Source organism: Candidatus Latescibacter sp. (assembly GCA_030692375.1).
Classification (GTDB): domain Bacteria; phylum Latescibacterota; class Latescibacteria; order Latescibacterales; family Latescibacteraceae; genus JAUYCD01.
Genome location: JAUYCD010000086.1, coordinates 1 through 20,155, shown reverse-complemented (window position 1 = coordinate 20,155; position 20,155 = coordinate 1). Strand labels below are relative to the sequence as shown.

Annotated in this window: 13 protein-coding genes; 11 read left to right on the top strand and 2 right to left on the bottom strand. The window is 49.9% G+C overall.

Going from position 1 to position 20,155, the window contains the following annotated elements; translation table 11 throughout:
- Positions 1-550: 550 nt before the first annotated feature.
- The 11 genes from Q8O92_05455 to acsC all read left to right on the top strand — a co-directional run bounded on the left by Q8O92_05455 (position 551) and on the right by acsC (position 13,713).
- Positions 551-1,303 carry a hypothetical protein gene (locus Q8O92_05455; protein ID MDP2982757.1) on the top strand — a complete coding sequence of 251 codons (753 nt, stop codon included), beginning with the start codon at positions 551-553 and terminating at the stop codon, positions 1,301-1,303.
- Positions 1,304-1,382: 79 nt separating this feature from the next.
- Complete coding sequence (locus tag Q8O92_05450) at positions 1,383-2,513, top strand: hypothetical protein (GenBank protein MDP2982756.1); 1,131 nt, start codon at positions 1,383-1,385, stop codon at positions 2,511-2,513.
- Between the two features lie 22 nt (positions 2,514-2,535).
- Positions 2,536-3,531: an FAD:protein FMN transferase gene (locus Q8O92_05445; GenBank protein ID MDP2982755.1), complete on the top strand. Its 996-nt coding sequence runs from the start codon at positions 2,536-2,538 to the stop codon at positions 3,529-3,531.
- Between the two features lie 2 nt (positions 3,532-3,533).
- A complete protein-coding gene (locus tag Q8O92_05440; GenBank protein ID MDP2982754.1) occupies positions 3,534-4,160 on the top strand; it encodes an FMN-binding protein in 627 nt (208 codons plus the stop codon).
- A gap of 502 nt (positions 4,161-4,662) precedes the next feature.
- Positions 4,663-5,877, top strand: a complete 1,215-nt coding sequence (locus tag Q8O92_05435; protein MDP2982753.1) for a HAMP domain-containing sensor histidine kinase — start codon at positions 4,663-4,665, stop codon at positions 5,875-5,877.
- A complete protein-coding gene (locus Q8O92_05430) occupies positions 5,852-6,256 on the top strand; it encodes a response regulator (protein MDP2982752.1) in 405 nt (134 codons plus the stop codon). Before Q8O92_05435 ends, Q8O92_05430 begins: the two co-directional genes overlap by 26 nt.
- A gap of 492 nt (positions 6,257-6,748) precedes the next feature.
- Positions 6,749-7,516: a carbon monoxide dehydrogenase accessory protein CooC gene (locus tag Q8O92_05425; GenBank protein MDP2982751.1), complete on the top strand. Its 768-nt coding sequence runs from the start codon at positions 6,749-6,751 to the stop codon at positions 7,514-7,516.
- Positions 7,509-9,431, top strand: a complete 1,923-nt coding sequence (cooS, locus tag Q8O92_05420; protein ID MDP2982750.1) for an anaerobic carbon-monoxide dehydrogenase catalytic subunit — start codon at positions 7,509-7,511, stop codon at positions 9,429-9,431. Before Q8O92_05425 ends, cooS begins: the two co-directional genes overlap by 8 nt.
- Before the next feature lie 220 nt (positions 9,432-9,651).
- Positions 9,652-11,829, top strand: a complete 2,178-nt coding sequence (gene acsB / locus Q8O92_05415) for an acetyl-CoA decarbonylase/synthase complex subunit alpha/beta (protein ID MDP2982749.1) — start codon at positions 9,652-9,654, stop codon at positions 11,827-11,829.
- Between the two features lie 58 nt (positions 11,830-11,887).
- Positions 11,888-12,235, top strand: coding sequence for a hypothetical protein (locus Q8O92_05410; GenBank protein ID MDP2982748.1), 348 nt, complete (start codon positions 11,888-11,890; stop codon positions 12,233-12,235).
- A 140-nt stretch (positions 12,236-12,375) separates the two neighbouring features.
- Positions 12,376-13,713 (top strand): acetyl-CoA decarbonylase/synthase complex subunit gamma, encoded by a 1,338-nt coding sequence (acsC, locus tag Q8O92_05405; GenBank protein ID MDP2982747.1) that lies wholly within the window; start codon positions 12,376-12,378, stop codon positions 13,711-13,713.
- A 260-nt stretch (positions 13,714-13,973) separates the two neighbouring features.
- Here the strand turns inward: acsC and Q8O92_05400 are convergent, their stop codons facing one another.
- Together Q8O92_05400 and Q8O92_05395 are read right to left on the bottom strand one after the other, a co-directional pair.
- Complete coding sequence (locus tag Q8O92_05400; GenBank protein ID MDP2982746.1) at positions 13,974-17,111, bottom strand: hypothetical protein; 3,138 nt, start codon at positions 17,109-17,111, stop codon at positions 13,974-13,976.
- Positions 17,108-20,002 (bottom strand): T9SS type A sorting domain-containing protein, encoded by a 2,895-nt coding sequence (locus tag Q8O92_05395; GenBank protein ID MDP2982745.1) that lies wholly within the window; start codon positions 20,000-20,002, stop codon positions 17,108-17,110. Before Q8O92_05395 ends, Q8O92_05400 begins: the two co-directional genes overlap by 4 nt.
- Positions 20,003-20,155 lie beyond the last annotated feature (153 nt).

The following is a 20,155-nucleotide window of genomic DNA, read 5'->3' as shown; positions in this document are numbered from 1 at the left end:
TAAAACAGAAGATAAAAGACAGAATATAGAATTATAGAATATAAGATTTTCGCGCAAAATATATAAAATTAGTAAAGGAGTCAAGATAAAAAGTAAAACTGGCCATCCCCCATTTTTTATTCGGCGACAGATATGCCATATCACATATCTACTCTTTAGGCAAAATCCCCACGCCGCATAAAGCGGCCCCCCCCTTATTAAGGGGATTTAGGCTGCCTGCCAACATGATTCCCCCCTTAACAAGGGGGGATGTCCGAAGGACAGGGGGGATTTGTCCTTCATGAGGACTTGCATTAACTCGATAATATTTTCATAAATATATTTTCGTGGAACGATAAGCATCATAAAGAGTTACAAAATATTGATTCAAAAATCTGGGGAATCGCCAGAAAAAGTAAAAAAACTTTAAATTCATCAAGGAACCTAAGATTTATTGCCGTAAATAAAGCAGCTAGTATAGTCTGCTCATCCCTTCCATGTAAGCTCCCAAAAGTTGGATACAAAACAATAATTTATTTTCTGATATCAAGTAACGAATCTTCGTTACCGGATGACGGATATCCGTTATCAAAGACATGATTTCCCTACTTCAAGACTCGTATCACTGTTAATCTATATCTTTTTACATTTCATTGATAATCAACAAGTTAAAAAAATTATTACCTGCCGTCACAAAGCTTTTCATACAGCTTTTTGCAGTTGGCATTCTTATTGCATTTACATAAATGGCGTTGCGGGAAAACAGTCCGAAAAAGAAATAAGACAGCCGCTTCGCGATTTTTCGGTTTTTATGCCGCCGAGCGACGGAAAGTCAATAACACTAAAGAAAAATGGAGGTATCATGGAAGGTATCCGGCTTTCAAAAGCACCTATCAGCATTAAGTTGCTGACATCGACGATTCTCTGTATCATAGGTCTCATATATTTAGCTCTATTGGTGCATATATGTATCGATACGGAAATGAAAGTATCGTTGGTTGCCAAATCCTACGGCGGTATGGAATATATCGAGCTGACCGACCATGCACATATCTATCTACCGTACTATTCTCTTTTTATCTTCTTTATTCCGATAAGCCTGTTCATGTTTACTTCTTACGGTGAAAAGCTTAAATCATTTTTCGCCGTCGTCCCTTTTTTGTTCATCGTTGTGGATATTGGTTCAATGTATCTGATACCCTATGTTTCACCAATATTCGCTACGGTATTGTATATAGCGGGGACATGCCTCGGCCTGACTTTTTTAACTCTTTTCTCCCTGTTGCAATACGAGCTTTGGTTTCGAAAAACCGTTAAGGCATAATATCTGAGATTGAAACAAGAAAATGCAGGAAATAACGCCAAATCATATTCACTTTAAGATAAAAGGGAGAACGGGTAGTATGTTCAGAAAACTATTGTTGGTATGTGCAATGATGAGTCTTTCAGCTTTGACCGCAAAATGTATGTATGCGGAAGAAACGAAAGCTGAAGGAACAAAAGTTGGCGCACATATAAAGATGACCCTTTATGATTACAAAGATGGTAAGAGCAACAATATACGGGGCCATGAATACGCAGGAATGGATTTCCGGGAGATGATCGTTTACCTTTCAAGTGAATTGACGGATAAAATCTCGATTGATTTACAGCCCTATTTCGCTCCCGGCGGCGTAGGCCTTAATACGGGTGCAACACCGAGGTTCGGGGTGCCGATCAGTAAAACCAAGACCACGACCAGCATTACACCCAACTTTGTAGGATGGGTCAAAGCAGCGATGAAAGTTGTCCTGCCTCATGAATATGAGCTGACCGTCGGTATTGTGAAACCTCTTTTTACATGGGATTATGGTGCGGAGCTTTTCTGGGAGGAAGAATACAACGGCGGAAAGTTTTCTTGTAATACCAACCTGGGGGCCATGCTGGATACAGGGTTTGAGCTCTACAAACCCTTTGAAATCTGGAAAGTGTCGTTACCGACCTATCTTTACCTGCTGAACGGCGGCAATGAATTTACCGACAACAATAACACACCGATGGTCATGATCCATGCCGAACCCGAAATCGGGGCATGGAAATTCCAGGGTTCGCTTGCGCGAGGAACGTATGATAACGACAATAAGTATCCGGTGACCAGATATTCCGCGGGCGTGTCATACGAATGGCAGAAGTTTTCAATCCGTTCCGAATGGGCCGGAGGCAACTGGGAGAAAAACATCAAAACTCCTACATCAGCAACAACGGCCAGCCTAACAGATGCGACCCCTTTCGGATACTATGTTAAACTGTTCTACAAATTCGCGCCCTGGGGAAGGGCTATGCTGCACTATGATTACGCCGACAACAACTTCAACGATATAAAAACCAATCCGGGCGGAGAAAGATTCACGACCATTACACCAGGTTTGCAGTTGAAGGTTGCGTCCGGTTCTTCCATTCAGATCCAGTACGACATTGCGGACTGGAGACGAACCGACAAGAGTTCAACTCTCAAGTTCAACAGGCTTTCAATCGGATCGAGAACAACGTTTTAACTTTAATAAGTGATGTGCCGGTATGAAAAAATATAAAATAATGCTTTTTGGTTTATTGTTTGGGCTTATGATCCTTCTGGTGGGATGGAAGACACACGAATCGGATACTCTTCAATCCCAGTCCCGCTATCTCTTGGATACGTACTGTACCATAAAGGCGCCGGGCGACACCAGGGTCTTGAGCGCTCTTTCAAAGGCTTTGGACAGGATAGAGGAAATCGACAGCAAATTCAATATGTTGAATCCTAAAAGTCCGCTGTATGATTTCAATACCAACAATAAGCCCATAACAGATAAAGAAATTGTAGATTTGGTCCGGATCGCCCTTGATGTGAGCGAAAAGTCCGACGGGAAATACGATATCACCATTTGCTCGGTTGTTAATCTCTGGGGGTTTTTCAGCGATAAACCGGCGGTGCCTCTCCAATCCTCGATTGACAGCCTTTTGAATGATGTGGGATACAAGAGCCTTAAAATCGAGAATGGCATCCTTACCAAGAGCAATCCACGTTCGCAAATCGATCTCGGATCGATTGCGAAGGGATATGCCGTTGGCGAGGCGGTAAAGGTATTGAGACAGGAAGGAATTACCTCAGCGCTCATTGACGCCGGCGGAGATATTTATGCCCTGGGTACCTACAAAGGGCGGCCTTGGAAAATCGGGATTAAAGACCCACGAGGGGATGGAGTTATCGGATCATTGGACTTGACCGACATGACGGTCGTTACATCCGGGGACTACGAACGGTATTTTATCAAAGATGGAAAACGGTATCACCATATTCTTGATCCGCAAACAGGATACCCTTCTCAGGACATGGCCAGTGTAACAATAATCTCTCCCGATCCGGTTCTTGCCGACGGATGGTCCACAGCTCTGTTTGTGCTGGGTGCGGAAAAGGGAATACCCATTATCGACGCCATGCAATCGACGGGAACTTTTATGGTGACTACCGATGGCAGGAAAATTTATTCATCGGGTATGCAAGTAAACACTCAACTGGTAAAAAGGAGATAGTCATGAAAATGAAAAAAACAGCAGCCATTATTACTGTATTCTTTGTGTTTTTCCTTGGGTTGACCGGTATTTCACAGGCAGTAGTGCTGCTTACCAAAGAACAAGCGCTCAAGCAGGTCTTTCCGGATGTAGATCAAGTAACCACGGAGACTATCACGCTGACCAGCGCTGAAGCAGCTAAAATCAAGGGCCGGCTTGGCGGTCAGCTCGTGCATTTCCAGGCTGGCTCCGAATCGGGAAAAATCGGCGAAACTTTAAACTTTACGTTTTACATAGGTGTCAAAAACAACAAACAAGTCGGTGTCGCGGTCATTGATGCACAGCCTGGAAAATGGGGGCCAGTCGATTTTATTATCAGATTAACCCCCACTCCCGCAAAGGTTCAGAATATGGCGGTAATGGCTTATCAGGAGAAACGCGGCCGTCCGATTGCCCGTAATAACTTTTTGGATCAATTCACCGGAAAAGGAAGCAGTGATCCGATAGCGCTCAGAAAAGATATCCGGGCTATCAGCGGCGCCACAATTTCTTCGGAATGCACTTGTTTTGCGGTTAAAAAAGTAATAGCGCTTTATGAAGAAGCTTTTTTACCCCGGCTGCAGAGCGGCAGTCTTACGTTAAAGAAATAGAGTTTCAAGGTAACATAACGTCTTAATAAATTGCGCATGGAATACAAAATAGATACTGTAGCGAGTTCTGGATGACGTCATGCCGAACTTGTTGCCGCTTCGCGGGAACGATGAAACCGTTTCTGTTTAATCTCTATGGGTTAAATTCCCCGCCGCTTGCGGCGTTTGAAAAGAATAAACCTAACAAGATACCCCGCTGCTTGCGGCGGGGAGTTTCATTTCGGTCATAGATACCGAGGATCGTTCGGTTTATATGCATGAATATACTCTCGATTTTTCAACTGCGCAGCCTGCTACGGCACATGATGCAGGTACTAAAAATAATATATTTTTCAGCTCTCTGAGTGTAGAGAATATATTTCTTTTTTGCCTCCTCCGCTGGGTAGTGATTGCTGTTCTGATTCTGTTCGGGATATTCAGCGCTTTTCCGGGGATTCTCGAAAAATTATACCTTCGCTCAAACCTTCATTGGCCGTTTGTGATTGCAGGGCTTCTCGCTATTATGAATATCCTGATCCTGCATCATGCGCGCAGTATTCCAAAGACCGGGAATGAACGAAGCATACATATCAATATGTGGTCTCAGATATTCTTTGATCTGGTCATTCTGACCATAGTCGTTCATTATGCGGGGAGCCTTGATACAGCCGTATCATTTGCCTATCTTTTTCACATAGTGCTGGCCTGTATTTTCTTTAGCCGAATCCAAAGTTTTTTAGTTTTTTTATTTGCCTCGCTTTTGTTCATTCTCTGCGTTGCTTTGGAAACTGCCGGGCTTATTTCCCCTGTCAGTGTCTACGGAGAAACCGTTTTTCGCTCTTTCGTCGTACCGGGCCCCATGAATGTTATCATGCCGGTATCTTCGACGTTAGCCATTTTTTTTATTCTCTGGTACCTTGTATCACACCTGTCTGATCTTGTACGAAAGCGTGATTGCGAACTTATTGAGACTAATCTGCAGTTAAAGAAAACACAGGAGGAGAGAGCAAAACACCTGTTATGGCTGACTCATGAACTGAAAGCGCCATTGGCTGCCATCGATGCCAATATACAACTCATTCAAAAAGGACATTGCGGGGTTTTGCCCGACAAGACCCTCGATGTTCTTGAGCGGATTTCTGCGCGGAGCCGGAAGCTCGGTATAGAAATTCAGGAGATGCTGCAACTGACAAATCTTCGCGATGTCCGCAAAGAAACCCTTCGGTGGGAATCAATCGATTTGGTGGAAATTATTACCTGGTGCCTCGCCCAGCTTCAGCCATCAGCGGAAGAACGGAATATCAGGTTTGAAAAAAATCTGCAATCCGCTTGCGTAGTGACCAATGAAGATCACATGAAGATGCTTTTGCTTAATGTGATATCAAATGCTGTAACATATTCACATAATAATAATACTGTACGCATAGAGTGTCTTTCCTTTCCGGATTCCGGACCCCTGGTAGTCGTAGAGGATCATGGTATCGGCATAGAGCCCAATAAACTCGAAAAAATCTTTAATGAATACTACCATACTGTCGAGGCGGTTAGACATAACAAAAATTCCACCGGTCTCGGCCTTACTATTGTCAAACATATTGCTCAATCTCATAATTTGTCAATACGGGTTGCCAGTTCACCGAATGCAGGAACTCGATTTGAGATCAGGTTTCCGGGTTCCGTACCACAGGCAACTGAAAAAGAAAAGGAGAACGATGATGTTTTATGTTATGATCATTGATGACGATGAAGATTTCGCCAGCGCTACTGCAACGGTTCTTGAGCATGCAGGGTATGAAGTACGGGTGGAATCGGATATTCCCGGCGCTGAAAAAAGTATGAAAAAAAGACAGCCCGATCTTGTGATACTTGATGTTATGTTTCCGGAAAACAGTTCAGCCGGTTTTACTCTTGCCCGTAAAATGAAACATTTTGAGGAAACATTCAAACAGATTCCCATTCTCATGTTGACAGGGGTCAATTCGAAATTCCCGTTTGGATTCAGCACCAGCGATATCGATGAAAAATGGCTGCCGGTTGAGGATTTTTTAAAAAAACCGGTGGATTTCGACATTTTGCGAAACAGAGTGGCGGCTCTTCTCCCCTGTCAAAAGTATTGAGAGTGCGGCGGAAACTGTTTAACGAGATTTTCCCATTCCTGAAACGATTTACGAGCCTCCAACCGGATATTCATTTCCTCCGCCTCCGGGGGTAAGGCTTCCTGCGGTTATTGCAAGGGCCGGAAGCTCATCGATGTGGAGCCCTTGCTCCCACCGAAAAACCTTTCATGATCAAGGCTGAGATTACCGCCGTCACCCGTCTTCTCTGCCAGGTGAAAGTCGTTGAGCGGCCCCAATTCCTCTTCCAAAAAAGAAAACAAATGCCTTTGTATTCCCAGCCACATATACGATATTACATGCATCGCAACCCCCATGAAGAAAATTGGTATAGTGAGTTCTCTCAACATCAATATACTGTATTTTATGGGGGTTAGCTATATATTTATGCTCTTTCTCGAAAATACATTGAACTAGTCTTTCGGTGTATCGTAATGTTAAATAGACTTTTGCAAAAGGCTCTTTTAATACAAATTTATTGAGGAGTGTATTGACATGAAAATAGCCGTTTCGGGAAAAGGCGGCGTTGGAAAGACGACACTGGCTGCTCTCTTATGCGTCTCTTTTCAAAAGGCGGGGTATCGTGTGATGGCAGTGGATGCTGATCCCGATGCAAATCTCGCTTCAACGCTGGGATTCCCCGAACCGGAAAAAATAATTCCTATCGTCGATTTGAAAGAAATCATATCCGAGCGCACGGGAACTCAGCCGGGAAGTATGGGCGCTTTTTTTAAGCTCAACCCCCGCGTTGATGACATCCCCGAAAAGTACAGCGTCATGCATAACGGAATCCGCCTTCTCCTTATGGGGCGGGTCAAGAATGCGGGAACGGGATGTTATTGCCCGGAGAACGCATTTGTCAGAGAGCTTATCGGGCATCTTCTCCTTGACGACAAGACCATCATCATCATGGATATGGAAGCCGGAATCGAGCACCTGGGGCGGGGAACCACGCGTGATGTGGATGCTTTTATCATCGTGGTTGAGCCGGGCAAGCGTTCTCTGGAAACCGGTCGGCGGGTGGCTGAACTGGCAGCGGAGCTCGGTGTGAATGAATATTTCATCGTAGCGAATAAAGTACGGGGGAAAGAAGATATGTCATTTATCGAAAGCTATTTTCCCCCCGATGTAATGCTGGGAGTCATTCCCTTTTCGGAAGATATCAATAAAAGCGGGAAAGGCGACAGCGGGGTGTCCATAGAAGATGTACATATAATAGACGGCATCAGGGAGAGACTTATCAAGGGAGTATTACATGGCTGAAGAAATAAGAAAATCAATTGATCCGACTTCGCTGAGACTCATCGAAAAAGCGAAGGAGGAGAATCTCGAAACTATCTGGGATCGCAGGCAGAATCAGCAGCCTCAGTGTGGATTTGGGATTGCCGGAGTGTGCTGCAGAATTTGTGTGATGGGGCCATGCCGAATTACGAAGAAAGCATCCCGCGGGATATGCGGCGCTACCGCCGATATCATAGGAGCAAGGAATTTTGCGCGTATGGTGGCCGCGGGAACAGCCGCTCACTCCGACCATGCCCGCGACATAGTGCTGCTGCTTCGCGATCTCAGCACAGGGAAAGCCTCGGATTTCAAGATACAGGATCCCGAGAAATTAAAGAAGCTTGCAAGAGAATTTGGTGTGGAGACCGACAACAAGGATATCATGAAAATTGCCCGCGACCTGTCTGAAAAGGCGCTTGCGGAGTTCGGCCAGCAGGAGGGCGAGCTTACTCTGAAAAACCGCGCTCCCGAAAAAACCAAGGAAATGTGGCGTAAAGAGGGGCTTCTCCCCCGTGGGATAGACCGTGAAATCACCGAAATGATGCACCGGACAAATATCGGAGTGGATAACGATCCTCTCAATATCATCAGGCAAGCCATGCGAGTAGCCCTGATCGACGGCTGGGCGGGATCGATGATCGCTACCGACCTCTCGGATGTTATCTTCGGAAGCCCGCAGCCGATTCGCGGCAGGGCGAATATAGGAATTCTCGAAAAGGATGAGGTTAACATCATTGTCCACGGTCACGACCCGACAGTTTCCGACATGATAGTCCGCGCAGCCCGTGATCCTGAAATGATCGCCAAAGCAAGGGAAGCCGGCGCCCAGGGAATCAATCTCGGCGGGATCTGCTGCACCGCCACCGAAATTCTCATGCGCCACGGTATCCCTGTGGCCGGCAACTTTCTTCAGCAGGAGTTGGTCATTATCACCGGGGCAGTGGACCTGATGGTTGTTGATATTCAGTGCATTCTGCCCGGCCTGATCGATGTAGCAAAGTGCTTCCATACGGAGATTGTCACCACTTCGGAAAAGGCTCAGTTTCAGGGCGCGAAGTATGTCCATTTCGATCACAGCGATGCTCTCGCAACCGCCAAGAAAATAGTGGAGATGGCAATCGAACGTTTCAAACACAGGGATCCCGGGAAGATTGAGATTCCCCCGGAAACTCAGAATTTTATCGGCGGATTTACCGCTGAAAACATTTTTCATTTTCTCGGCGGAAGGTATCGTGCAACATACCGTCCCCTGAATAACGCCATCATGGAGGGACGTCTCCGCGGTGTGGCTGCTATTGTGGGATGCAATCATCCCGGCCTGACCCAGGATTTGTTCCATGTCACCATCGCGCGCGAACTGCTCCGTCATGATATTCTCGTCGTCGAAACGGGCTGCAGCGCCACCGCATGCGCAAAGTGGGGACTGCTCAGTCCGGAGGCGGCCATGGAATACGCCGGAGAGGGTCTCCGTGAGATTTGCGAAGCGGTCGGCATACCGCCGATCATTCATTCGGGAAGCTGTGTGGATAATTCACGGATTCTTGTTGCGCTCTCCAACATGGTGAGCGAAGGAGGTCTCGGCGATGCGATCTCCGATATTCCTGTAGCGGCCTGCGCTCCGGAATGGATGAGCGAAAAAGCTGTGACCATAAGCCTTTATGCTGTTGCGAGCGGAATTTATGTGGATATGTCGCCGCAGTTCCAGCTCGGCGGCTGTGAATGGGTGTTGAAATTCCTCACCGAGGATATTGAAAAAATGACCGGCGGGAAATTTGCGTTTAAGCTGGACCCCGTCGCTATCGCTCAGGGGATGATCGAACATATCGATAAAAAACGCGAGGCGCTCAAGCTCCGTCCCATGATGTATCCGGTCAGGGAAATTGCGGTGGAGGTATAGTGCCCGGAACTTGAACAGAGCAAACTATACATATGGATGCCGAAACAAGTTCGGCATGACACGTGTCATGCCGAACTTGTTGCCGCTTCGCGGGTACGATGAAACCGTTTCAGGATCTTTTCCAAAAAATGCGCAAAGAAATATTTCGCCCTATAGCATAGTCGAAAGCCGATGAGAACGAATAATTTTTTGACTTGATGATACATGGAGGAAGTACGGAATGTCACGAATAATTGCAGGAGCAGCCATACGAGGTGCGCATGTCTTTTATAGGGAGGCTGAGGAAAAGTTTACCAAAGCGGTGGAAGAAAAAGGAGAGGACCAGAAAGTAGAATTCCCCGAAACCGCCTACTTCCTTCCCATGGCCAATGCGCTCATGGGATTGGAAGTGAAAACGGTTGGGGCAATCCGCCCCATTCTGGAACATGCTCGAGGACTTTTGCATGATCCACCCTCGGAATCGATGTGGCTTCCCTATCTTGGAGATACCCTCGACAGCGGCATTTCCACGCTGCTTACGACGGAAGTTATCATGGCGCTCCGCTACCTCTACAATGAAGAGCCGCAGCCGGGATGCGAGGGATTTTATACCGACACATGGCTCCGTAAACTGGGTATTCAACTTGTTGACGGCCGTATGCCCGGCTTCGCCGCCATTCTCGGAGCTGCGCCGGACCTGGACACCGCAGTGAAGGTCATACGCGAGCTCCAGAAGAGAAGCATTCTCATTTTTGTCGGCTCCTCGGTGAACGGAAGAAGCATCGTTGACCAGCTCAAAGAGGCCGGCGTCGAAATGGGCTGGGATACCTATATCGTGCCCTACGGCCGCGATACCGTGTCAGGTATTTATCCGCTCAGTTGGGCAATCAGGAGCGCGATGACGTTCGGCGGCATCAAGGCTGGAAAGGGACTGGAATGCCTTATGTATACCCGCGCCAAGGTTCATGCTTTCGGGCTGACGCTCGGCGAGGTGGACGATCTCAAGTATGCGCTCGGTGCGGGGGCTATCAACATGGGATTCCCAATCATTGCCGACACACCGATTCCGGAGATACGGCCGACGGGAATCTGTAACTTCGAGCATGTCGTTCACGAGCTCGATTACAACAAGATTATCCCAACCTGCATCGAGGTTCGCGGGGTAAAGGTGAAAGTTACCGACCTGCCCATTCCGGTGCCCTACGCAGCGGCTTTTGAGGGTGAAACGGTCAGAAAAGAAGATATGTACTGCCAGTTCGGACACAAGTACTCGACAGCTTTTGAATATCTCCGAACAAGGGAGATGGATGAAATAGAGGATGGCAAGATCGAGCTTATCGGTCCGGATGTCGACACACTCCAGGAAGGCGGGGCGCTTCCCCTGGGAATACTGATCGAAGTGGCGGGAAGACGCTTGCAGAAAGATTTCGAGTCCATCATGGAACGCCAGCTCCATACGTACCTCAACGAGGCGATGGGTATCTTCCACATGGGCCAGCGGGATATCGTCTGGATGCGCATCTCCAAGGATACTTACCGGAAAGGATTCCGGCTCAAGCACTTCGGTATCATCATTCATGCGCAGTTACATGACATATACGGTGAGATCGTTGACAAGGTTCAGGTTACGCTCATTACCGATAAGGACAAGGTCGAGGAGGTTCTCAAGGAAGCTCAGGCAGCCTACAGCTTCCGGGATGAGCGGATCGCCGGAATGACCGACGAGAGCGTCGACACATTCTATTCCTGCACTCTCTGCCAGTCTTATGCGCCCAGCCATGTCTGTATCATAAGCCCCGAGCGCCTCGGTCTTTGCGGCGCCTATTCCTGGCTGGACGGGAAGGCGGGGTATGAAATCAAACCCAAGGGATGCAATCAGCCGGTGAAAAAGGGAGAGGTTATAGACGCTGTCAAAGGCCAATGGAAAGGGGTCAACGACTTCGTATATCAGACATCAAGGCAGGCGCTCAAGCGGTTCAACGCTTACAGCGTCATGGAAGAACCCATGACGAGCTGCGGATGCTTCGAGTGTATCATGGCCATGGTTCCGGAATGCAACGGTTTTATGATCGTAAACCGTGAATTCGGCGGTATGACCCCCTGCGGGATGAATTTCACCACCCTGGCTGGCTTTGTCGGCGGTGGTTCCCAGACACCGGGATTTCTGGGCGTCGGGAAATTGTACGTGGTATCGAAGAAATTCATCAGCGCTGACGGCGGCCTTCTGAGAATGGTCTGGATGCCGAAGCAGCTCAAGGATTTTTTACACGAAAAGCTGATGCATCGCTGCGAAGAAATCGGCAATCCCGATTTCATCGATATGATAGCCGATGAGACGATTACGACCGATGTGATGGAATTGATGGAATGGTGCGCTGAGAAAAACCATCCCGCACTCACCATGCCTTCCCTGCTGTAAAAAAAACAGACGGCGCTGCACGATGTGAATTGAATTGTCTTAACTGTAAGGGAGAATTATGTACGCGAGAGTGATGACCGCTCAGATTATGCCGGGCAAAACGGACCAGATGCTGAAAATCTATCAATCTATCATTTCAACAACAAAAACCCTTAAAGGTTTCAAAGGGATTCTTACCTTGACAGATCGTAATACAAACAAAGCCATTTCCATCTCCTTATGGGAGACAAAAGCCGATATGATCGAAGGGGAGACCGGTGGATATCTAAAGGAAAAGATTGCACAAATTGCAGCCCATAATACTTTTGCCGTGCCTCCTGTCACAGAGCACTATGATGTTAATATCTATATACCGCCAGATATTCTGGAACCAAATGCAACCGATAATTTAATGACAACCGGCTAAAGATTGTTGTATCGTCGGGAGTGACAGGGCGCGATCTGTATGACTTGTTGACCCTCGACGATAGCAAAGGTGGATTCTTCATATAAAAAAGTAACATACAGTTTATCGAAACGAACATTCAGAAACAGGAGAGGGTTTTCATGGCACTTACCGCTTTGGATATTTTCAAGAATCTCCCTAAAACGAACTGTAAAGATTGCGGGGTTCCAACCTGTCTTGCTTTTGCCATGCAGCTTGCGGCCAAAAAGGTCGAGCTCAGCAAATGCCCTCACATTTCCGAAGGGGGGAAAGCGGCTCTGGATAGCGCCTCGGCGCCTCCGGTAAAGCTCATTACCATCGGAGACGGGGAGAAAAAGGTGGAGGCGGGTAACGAGACCGTTCTTTTCCGTCACGAAGGGACGTTTTATCACGAGACCGGCATCGCCATCCTGGTTTCCGACTCGCTGCCAGAAAATGAGCTGGTGGAAAAAGTAAAAAAAATAAATCAAAAGACTTATGAGCGGGTCGGGTTCACCCTCGGTGTGAATCTCATCGCCTTGAAAAATGACAGCGGGAATGCTCTCCAATTCGCCCGCGCCGCTGAAGCCGCTCAGAATGCTTCGGCGCTGCCGCTCATTCTCATAACGGAAGATCCGGCCGCCATGAAAGCAGCAGCCGAGAAAATAAAGGACAAGAAACCGCTTCTCCATGGAATCACAGCGGGCAACATCGATGAAATGGCGCCGGTTGCCGCCGCTCTGAATCTACCGGTGGTTATTTCCGCTCCTGTGGAAGCTTTGGCCGAGCTTACCCAGAAGGCGCGTAAGCTGGGAGCGGATAAACTTGTGCTGGAGCCTGTTTCCAGTGGTTTAACACGAAAACTCGAGGATCTCACACGTCTCAGGAGAGCGCAGCTCAGGAAGAATTTCCGTGATGTGGGATTCCCGCTCCTGGCCAACGCCGTCGACGGGGAAAATCCCTACCTGGAAATCAACCGCGCTGCCTGCTATGTCGCCAAATATGCTTCCCTGGTCATCGTATCCGGGCATGAAGACTGGCAGCTTCTTCCGCTTTTGACAGTGCGGCAGAACATCTATACGGATCCCCAGAAACCAATCCAGGTCAAACCCGGAATCTGGGAAGTCGGCAAACCCGGCCCTGATTCTCCCGTGCTCGTGACGACTAATTTCTCGCTTACCTATTATACGGTTGAGGGCGAGATAACCTCATCGAGGATACCGTCCTACGTTCTGGTCATCGATACAGAAGGAACCTCCGTTCTTACCGCCTGGGCGGCGGAGAAATTCACCGTGGAGATGATCGCGTCCAAGCTCAACGAGAGCGGGGGGCTCAAGGATAAAGTAAAACATCGTAACCTTGTTATTCCCGGTCTTGTAGCAGTGATGACAGCAAAGCTCAAGGAAGAATCCGGCTGGAATGTGCTGGTCGGGCCGCGTGAGGCGACCGGGATTCCCAAGTTTCTCAGAGCCATGGTATAATGAAATTCGGTTATGCCGTTAAGTCAGCAACATATAGTAAATAAGAGAAATTGAGTGCTCCTGTGTCTTTAAAGATCCCCCCTGCCTTCGGCATCCCCCCTTATTAAGGGGGGAATTTAGGAAGGGGATTTTGTCAAATCCTAATAAATGTTTACATAGTCCTATAAACAATTTCCTTTTTCCCTCCTTAGTAAGGGGGGCAGGGGGGATTAACCTTTCAGATGATCAACTTAGCTTACTTAACGACATACCTGTTGATCTTAATTGAATCCAAACAGTAATGAAAAATAAAATTTCCAGGGATTTTGAGTGTCTTTCACCAATGAAAATGTGGATGTTTCCATGTCCAGTTTATTTACCCAGGTTGGGTCGGGACCGTACGCCGTGGAGAATTCCAGCATAGTCGGCAGATTGTAGAAGGAGATGGCATCCAGCCTCAGTTCCACCCCGGCATCGCGTTTGAATCCCTTCGCGGACCAGCTCAGGCTGCGCACATCCCAGGCTCTTCCGACATCGGCAAATACCCCCATGTAGACATGGTTGAAGTACCAGGTAAAATATTTCTTTTTCATGTCATAGAGAAGGGGAAATCTGTAGAGAACCTGTCCCATGACATTTTTACGGCCGCTCAGGCTGTAGAATGTGTATCCACGCATCTGGGAGGGGCCGCCAAGCTGAAGCTCGTAAAACTGGTCAACCTGACGGTCGATCATATTTACCTGGCCGCGGAGCTGCAGAGTGTGTTTCTCGGTCGAGGGAACGGGAATGCGTTCTACCCAGTTGACATAGAACTGATCGTAGGGGTATTTCTTATATTTTTCCCTGAGGAAGCCCACATACTCGAAATCATCGAGGAAGAAATTGGTGAAACGGTCGTACCTGACCTGGATTTTCCTGCCCCCGCGAGGATTGATGACCTCGTCACGCGCCCGGTTGTAATTGTCCTGGTTATAGCTGAGAGCCAGATCGAATCCGCGGGAATAGGTGTAAGAAGGTTTGAGAACCAGCGGCCCGGTTTGAAAATCGGTGTAGGCAAGGGTGGCGTTGTACTGGCTGTAAATGATGCGGCCCTCGAAATTATGCCGGTCATGGTAGCTGTACCGAACACCGAAATCTATTTCATTCAGGTCAAATGTCCGGTTTTGGATAATGGTGCCGAATTCCTCCATGTAATTTTCATGGGTATCCACACTTCTGGTCTGACGGTACATTTCCACGAATACGGTAGGAATCAATTTTTTATATTCGAACAGGGCGAAAAGGTCGGTGTCCTTGTTTGAGGGGGATATATCCCCGCCGAAGAGAAAATTCCCCTGGTCCACCACCTCGCTGTTCACCAGATAGGCGCCCAGTTTAAAATTGCTGCGGTCGTTGATAATTCTCGGCATGACCGAGAACCCGAGCGTTTTCATCTGGTACGGCTTTGAGGCGGTCGAGTTGCTGCGTGCAGCGTTTGTACTTGCGGTGGTTCCTGTTCCCTGAACAGGACGGTCTGTCTGGTGAAACATGCCAGAGTCCGCAACCTTTACCCCCTCATTAAGAGGCATCAGCCTGATTTCGTAGCCATCCGGGCCATAATAGGAGAAAGCCAGCGTGGTGTCGCCGGGAGAAACCGCCGGGGAAAACGCCCCGCCGATAACATTGGTCAGCCGGCTCACCGATCCGTCGGAGAGATACACCCGGTAAAGGTTCGGGATGCCGGTCACATCGGATGAGAAAATAAGAGAGCGGCCGTCTGCGGTCCATGACGGGTCGCGGTCCTGGCCGGGAGATGCGGCCAGATAACGGAACCCGCCGCCGTCGCGGTTGATGACCGCGATATCGACATGGTTTTTACGGTGGATGGTGAAAGCGATGGAAAAACCGTCCGGAGACCATTTCGGCCTGTACAACTGGGTGCCGTCGGTGTAGAAGGTGATCTGCCGGAGAGAATTGTCCTTCCTGGCCATGATATACAGGTTCTGGATCCCAGCGCTGTTCCTGACAAACACCAGTTCGCTCTTGTCCGGCGAAAGGTCCGGATACGTGCCCCGGAGGTCGTGCGTTATCCTTTTACGGGTGCCTTTCCGGGGGTCTTTGGTATTGATCACATACCGGTACATGTCCCACCAGTGGGACCCGTAGCGGTTCGAGGCCGAGCGGCGGTTGAAAAGGATGTTCCATTCATCGAGCCAGACAGGGCCGGATTGGATGCCTCCGGCGAGTATGATATCGAACTGTATCCCCGATTCGGCGGCGGCGCTCTCTTTTTCTTCAGGTGTTTTCAGATCTTTCAGCTTTTTGCCAAGCTTTTCCCTCGCCCTGGCTTCCTGGCTGTCCTTGTTTTTCCATTTCCAGCCGCCCGGTTTGAGATTGGCTACAAAACAGGAGGTAATTCCGTAATCCTGCCCATAGTTAGAGACATAGGCCAGCTTCGTGCCGTCGGGAGACCATGTGGGAGATCCGTTGATGAATCCGCCCTTGCGGAATGGTTTGCCCTCTATGAGCGCGCCGAGTGAATCTTTCACCGCGGTGTACTGTTTTCGCAGATCCCGCGACCATAACCTGTAAAGCTCATCCTGGGAGATATTCAGGACCCGCCGGCAGGCGATATCGAAGGTGGCTGCCGTTGGAGCGCCCATGGCTTTCATAATGGCGCCGATCTTGTCTTCGCCGTACCGGCCGGCGATATAGGTCACCAGGCTGTACCCGTGGTTGTAAATCATCTCGTTCTCACGGCCGTCCCAGTTGAAACTGGCAATCTGGTCGATCGAGAGCAGCTTGTCGTGAAGCGCCGCCTGACGGAGCATCATGTCACGGTGGGCGTCCAGGCTGTCGAAGTGCGCGGTGCGGGCCTGGTATTGCGCGACTCCTTCGGCCAGCCAGGAAGGAACGGTGAACATCGGGATGGCGTAAGAGGCCAGCACATTCGGGTAGCCGACCAGCACATCATCCCGCTTCTCATTCTGGTAGCCGATCTGCTGATAGTAAACCATGGGAATCCGGCGGGTCGCTTTCATGGAATTGCGCATCGAATAGATATGGGTAAGCTCATGGGTAATCACATTCCAGAGCCAGTCGCTGTAGCTTCTGAACTCATAATCGAGACCGGTGGCGTAGATTTCAACCTTGTTGTCGTAATAGTATGCCCCGCCGTTGGAATAATCCTCGTCGTCACGGATCACGATGTGGATTTTGGAATCGGCCGGGCCGTACATCTGAGAGAGCGGCCCCTGAACCTTTTCAGCGACAGCGGCGGCCTGGAAGGCGGTAAATTCCTGCCCGGCCGCGTAATAGACAATGAAATGCTCCGTTGAGTATTCGAGCCATTTCGCATTCACGGGGTTCTGGGCATTCCCCATAGCCGGGGAAAACAGGAAAGCGCAGAGGGAGAAAAGGAAAAGGACGGCCTTTTTCACTTGATCACCCCCAGCTTGTATATAACCGTCCGCGTCCTGGTGGCAATTTTAGCAATATAGAGCCCGCTGGCCAGTTTCGATGTGTCCATGGTAATCTCGTTCGGCGCACCGGGGATGACCTGGTTTTCCGTGAGGCGGCATTCATACACCTTCCGGCCGTCGGCGGAATATACGGTCACGCTGCACGGGGTATTTCCCTCCGGGGTTATGCGGAAGGTGCCGATTCCTCCGGTCACCGGATTCGGATAACAGTAAGCCTCGAATTTCGCGGTCGATTTTACCGTCGAGGGAATGGCGCTGTTCAGGAGCGCGGCAGACAGTCCGGCGCCGCCCCGCCACATGGGCCAGGAAGCGGTGTTGTCCGGGACAGTGACTTTGAGGCCGCGGGCGCAGAGAAGACCCTCCGCAGTGCCGTAGGCAAGACCTGCAGACCCGGCGGCGCTCATTTTTATAAGGAGCGGAGAACCGGCGATTGTCCCCGCCGCTGTGACCGGGAATCCCACAGTTTCTTTTTCGGGGGCGTCATAGGACAGGATTCGCATGTCCGAAGTCGCAAAAGCGATATCCGGGCGGCCGTCATGGCCAAGGTCGCAGACTATCGGCTGGGAAACGATCTTTTCGCCGGAGTCCCCTGGGGGCAGCCTGCGGGGGAATCCATCAACCGGAATGCCTCCTGCACGGAAAGCGCACAACCGTGAAGCGGTCGACTGAAGAATTTCCGGATACCCGTCCAGGTCGATATCGGCGGCGACAGGCTCGCCGACCGGGTCATCGGGAAGGGGAGCGGTTTTCATGCTGCCGTCCTTATGGAGCACATAAAGGATTCTCCCGATTGTAAGTATTGTCTCATATTCGCCGTTCCGGTCTAAATCGGCAAGGAGCAGGCCCGCTGCATGTCCGGTGGGAAGCGAATGCCTGGCGAGGGTCTTGTCCCCGATGCTCCCGAGAAAGATGGTATTGTCATCACCGAGCGCCGCAATATACTCTCCTGCCGCAGCCAGCGTCCTGATATGCGTGGTGTCGGGCAGGGAAATCAGGTTCATGACTACCGAGGGCAAAATACCTAAGGTCATATCGAGGAGATAACTCCGGTTTCCGTCAGCCGACCGCACGGGGAGGATAAGATGCTCAGTAGATGAAACGACGGTTTTCAGGATGGAGCCTTCGGCTGTAAAAAGGGAGCCGTCCGGGGTTTTAAGCGGAATCACGGCCGCCTGATCGAGCGCGGATGCGCTCAGGCCATAAAAAACAACTGTCGTACGAAGAGGAGCGGCGAGCAGTATTTGCCCGGCGGCGCTTCCCCTGATAACGGCGGGATGACTTGCCGCAGGCGCTGTGAAAATCCGGTTCGTCCTGGTATCGATGACCCTGAGGGAATCTTTAAGGGAAACCACAAGCTCATCGGCGCCGTCCCCGTTCAGGTCGGCGGCGGTAACCGCGCTGAACGCGGAAAGGGAATAGCTCTGGGTTTTAGCGGCAAAGCTCACGGTGATATTCATGATATCACCCGGTTTGGAATTGACCTTCACCGTGATCCCGGAATTGCCTCCCCACATGCTGCCCGAATGCGGCTCGGTGGTGGGGGAGAGAGTGTTCTGCCCGCCCAGCTTATAGGTGTCGCCATCGTATCCTTCGCTGTACTCCGCGCGCGGGTCGCCGAATCCGAAAGGTGCGCCTATATCCTGACGGCCGTCGGCTTCAAGCAGGTCCACCCCGCGTCGGTAAGAATCGTCGTTTATGGTATCGAATGCCCGGTTTTCCCGGATGATACGGTCGTTGACATGCCAGATGAGAATCCCCGAGCCGGGGATGAAAGCATCGTAATGATTCACCTTCATCCAGACCCCCGAGGAATCGGTATCCGAAAAAACAGCCGCCGGGAGTGAGTCGCGGGAAGCGTAGCGCTCGCGGTTTTCGATGAGCAGGTACTCGTCGCCGGTAATGGGAATCCTGATTCCATGGGGCAGCGAGGAAGATACATGGGTCGCCGCGATATCGAGGGTGGTATCGGAGGTCACCACAACCGGGTTTACCCAGCCGAGCGCGATTTTCGACCAGATGCAGGGATACGTGGGTATGAATCCCCGTGTGCCGTAACCGTACGCCATCGCGCCGGTATCCATGAGCGCCCAGCCGCCCGCTCCCGGAAACCCGTCCCTGTTGTTGGAGAGAGAGGGGAGTCCCAGCCTGTGTCCGAACATCTGGGCAAGGATGCCGTTCAGACCGGCGATCCCGTTTTCCGAAGCCATTTCGGGAATGATGATTCCGTTGTCGATATTCACTCCGTCGATGATGAGCGGCCCCCCCAGGTAGGTTTTGAAATCATCCCCATTCAGATAGGCCGAGGGAATGTCATTCAGCCCGCCCGAGGTTTCCTTGCCCATTCCCGCGTGGATGATCATGAATGTGTCAAAATCTGAAAATGAAACGGACGCTCCCTCTTTCTGTTTGCAGGTTTCCACAGCTTCCCTGAACAATTCCGCCAGTTTTCGATAGGTCTGTTCTTTGGTACGGCCATTTCCGTACTTGTAGAAAATATTAGACATGGTATAGGCCGAGCGCACGTCATCCGGGAGAATGCGGTATTGTACGGAGACCCTGCCTTCCGAGACTGTCCTCAAGTAGGTATCGAGAGCCTGCAGGTGGCTTGCGAAGTAGCGCTTGTCATGAGGGGGGATATCCCAGGGATGATAATACTGGCTCTGCGCTTCTGGGTTGGTATAATAATCCCGCACGTCGAACGTTCCACGCCCGGTGGTGGTTTCGCGGTCGGGATTCTCATAGGGAAAATCTACCCGTATGGCAAGAACACGGTATTCACGGGCGCATGCTGTTTCAACTCCGGAGAGGATCGCCAGGGCGAACATACAGGCGAAGATGGCTTTTTTCAAAAGAACAGGCTCCTAGTGTAATGTCAATCAGATAATGTCTGGTGCTGAAGTTTCTTTTTCTTTTTACCCCCTTAAAAAGGGGGTCGCCGCTCAAGCGGCGGGGGGATCTTTATTCGCCGGGAAGAAGAAATCCCCCCTGCCTTTGGCATCCCC

Coding starts and splice junctions, on each gene's coding strand:
- Q8O92_05455 (MDP2982757.1), top strand. CDS start 551: ATGACGGATATCCGTTATCAAAGACATGATTTCCCTACTTCAAGACTC.
- Q8O92_05450 (MDP2982756.1), top strand. CDS start 1,383: ATGTTCAGAAAACTATTGTTGGTATGTGCAATGATGAGTCTTTCAGCT.
- Q8O92_05445 (MDP2982755.1), top strand. CDS start 2,536: ATGAAAAAATATAAAATAATGCTTTTTGGTTTATTGTTTGGGCTTATG.
- Q8O92_05440 (MDP2982754.1), top strand. CDS start 3,534: ATGAAAATGAAAAAAACAGCAGCCATTATTACTGTATTCTTTGTGTTT.
- Q8O92_05435 (MDP2982753.1), top strand. CDS start 4,663: ATGAATATCCTGATCCTGCATCATGCGCGCAGTATTCCAAAGACCGGG.
- Q8O92_05430 (MDP2982752.1), top strand. CDS start 5,852: ATGATGTTTTATGTTATGATCATTGATGACGATGAAGATTTCGCCAGC.
- Q8O92_05425 (MDP2982751.1), top strand. CDS start 6,749: ATGAAAATAGCCGTTTCGGGAAAAGGCGGCGTTGGAAAGACGACACTG.
- cooS (MDP2982750.1), top strand. CDS start 7,509: ATGGCTGAAGAAATAAGAAAATCAATTGATCCGACTTCGCTGAGACTC.
- acsB (MDP2982749.1), top strand. CDS start 9,652: ATGTCACGAATAATTGCAGGAGCAGCCATACGAGGTGCGCATGTCTTT.
- Q8O92_05410 (MDP2982748.1), top strand. CDS start 11,888: ATGTACGCGAGAGTGATGACCGCTCAGATTATGCCGGGCAAAACGGAC.
- acsC (MDP2982747.1), top strand. CDS start 12,376: ATGGCACTTACCGCTTTGGATATTTTCAAGAATCTCCCTAAAACGAAC.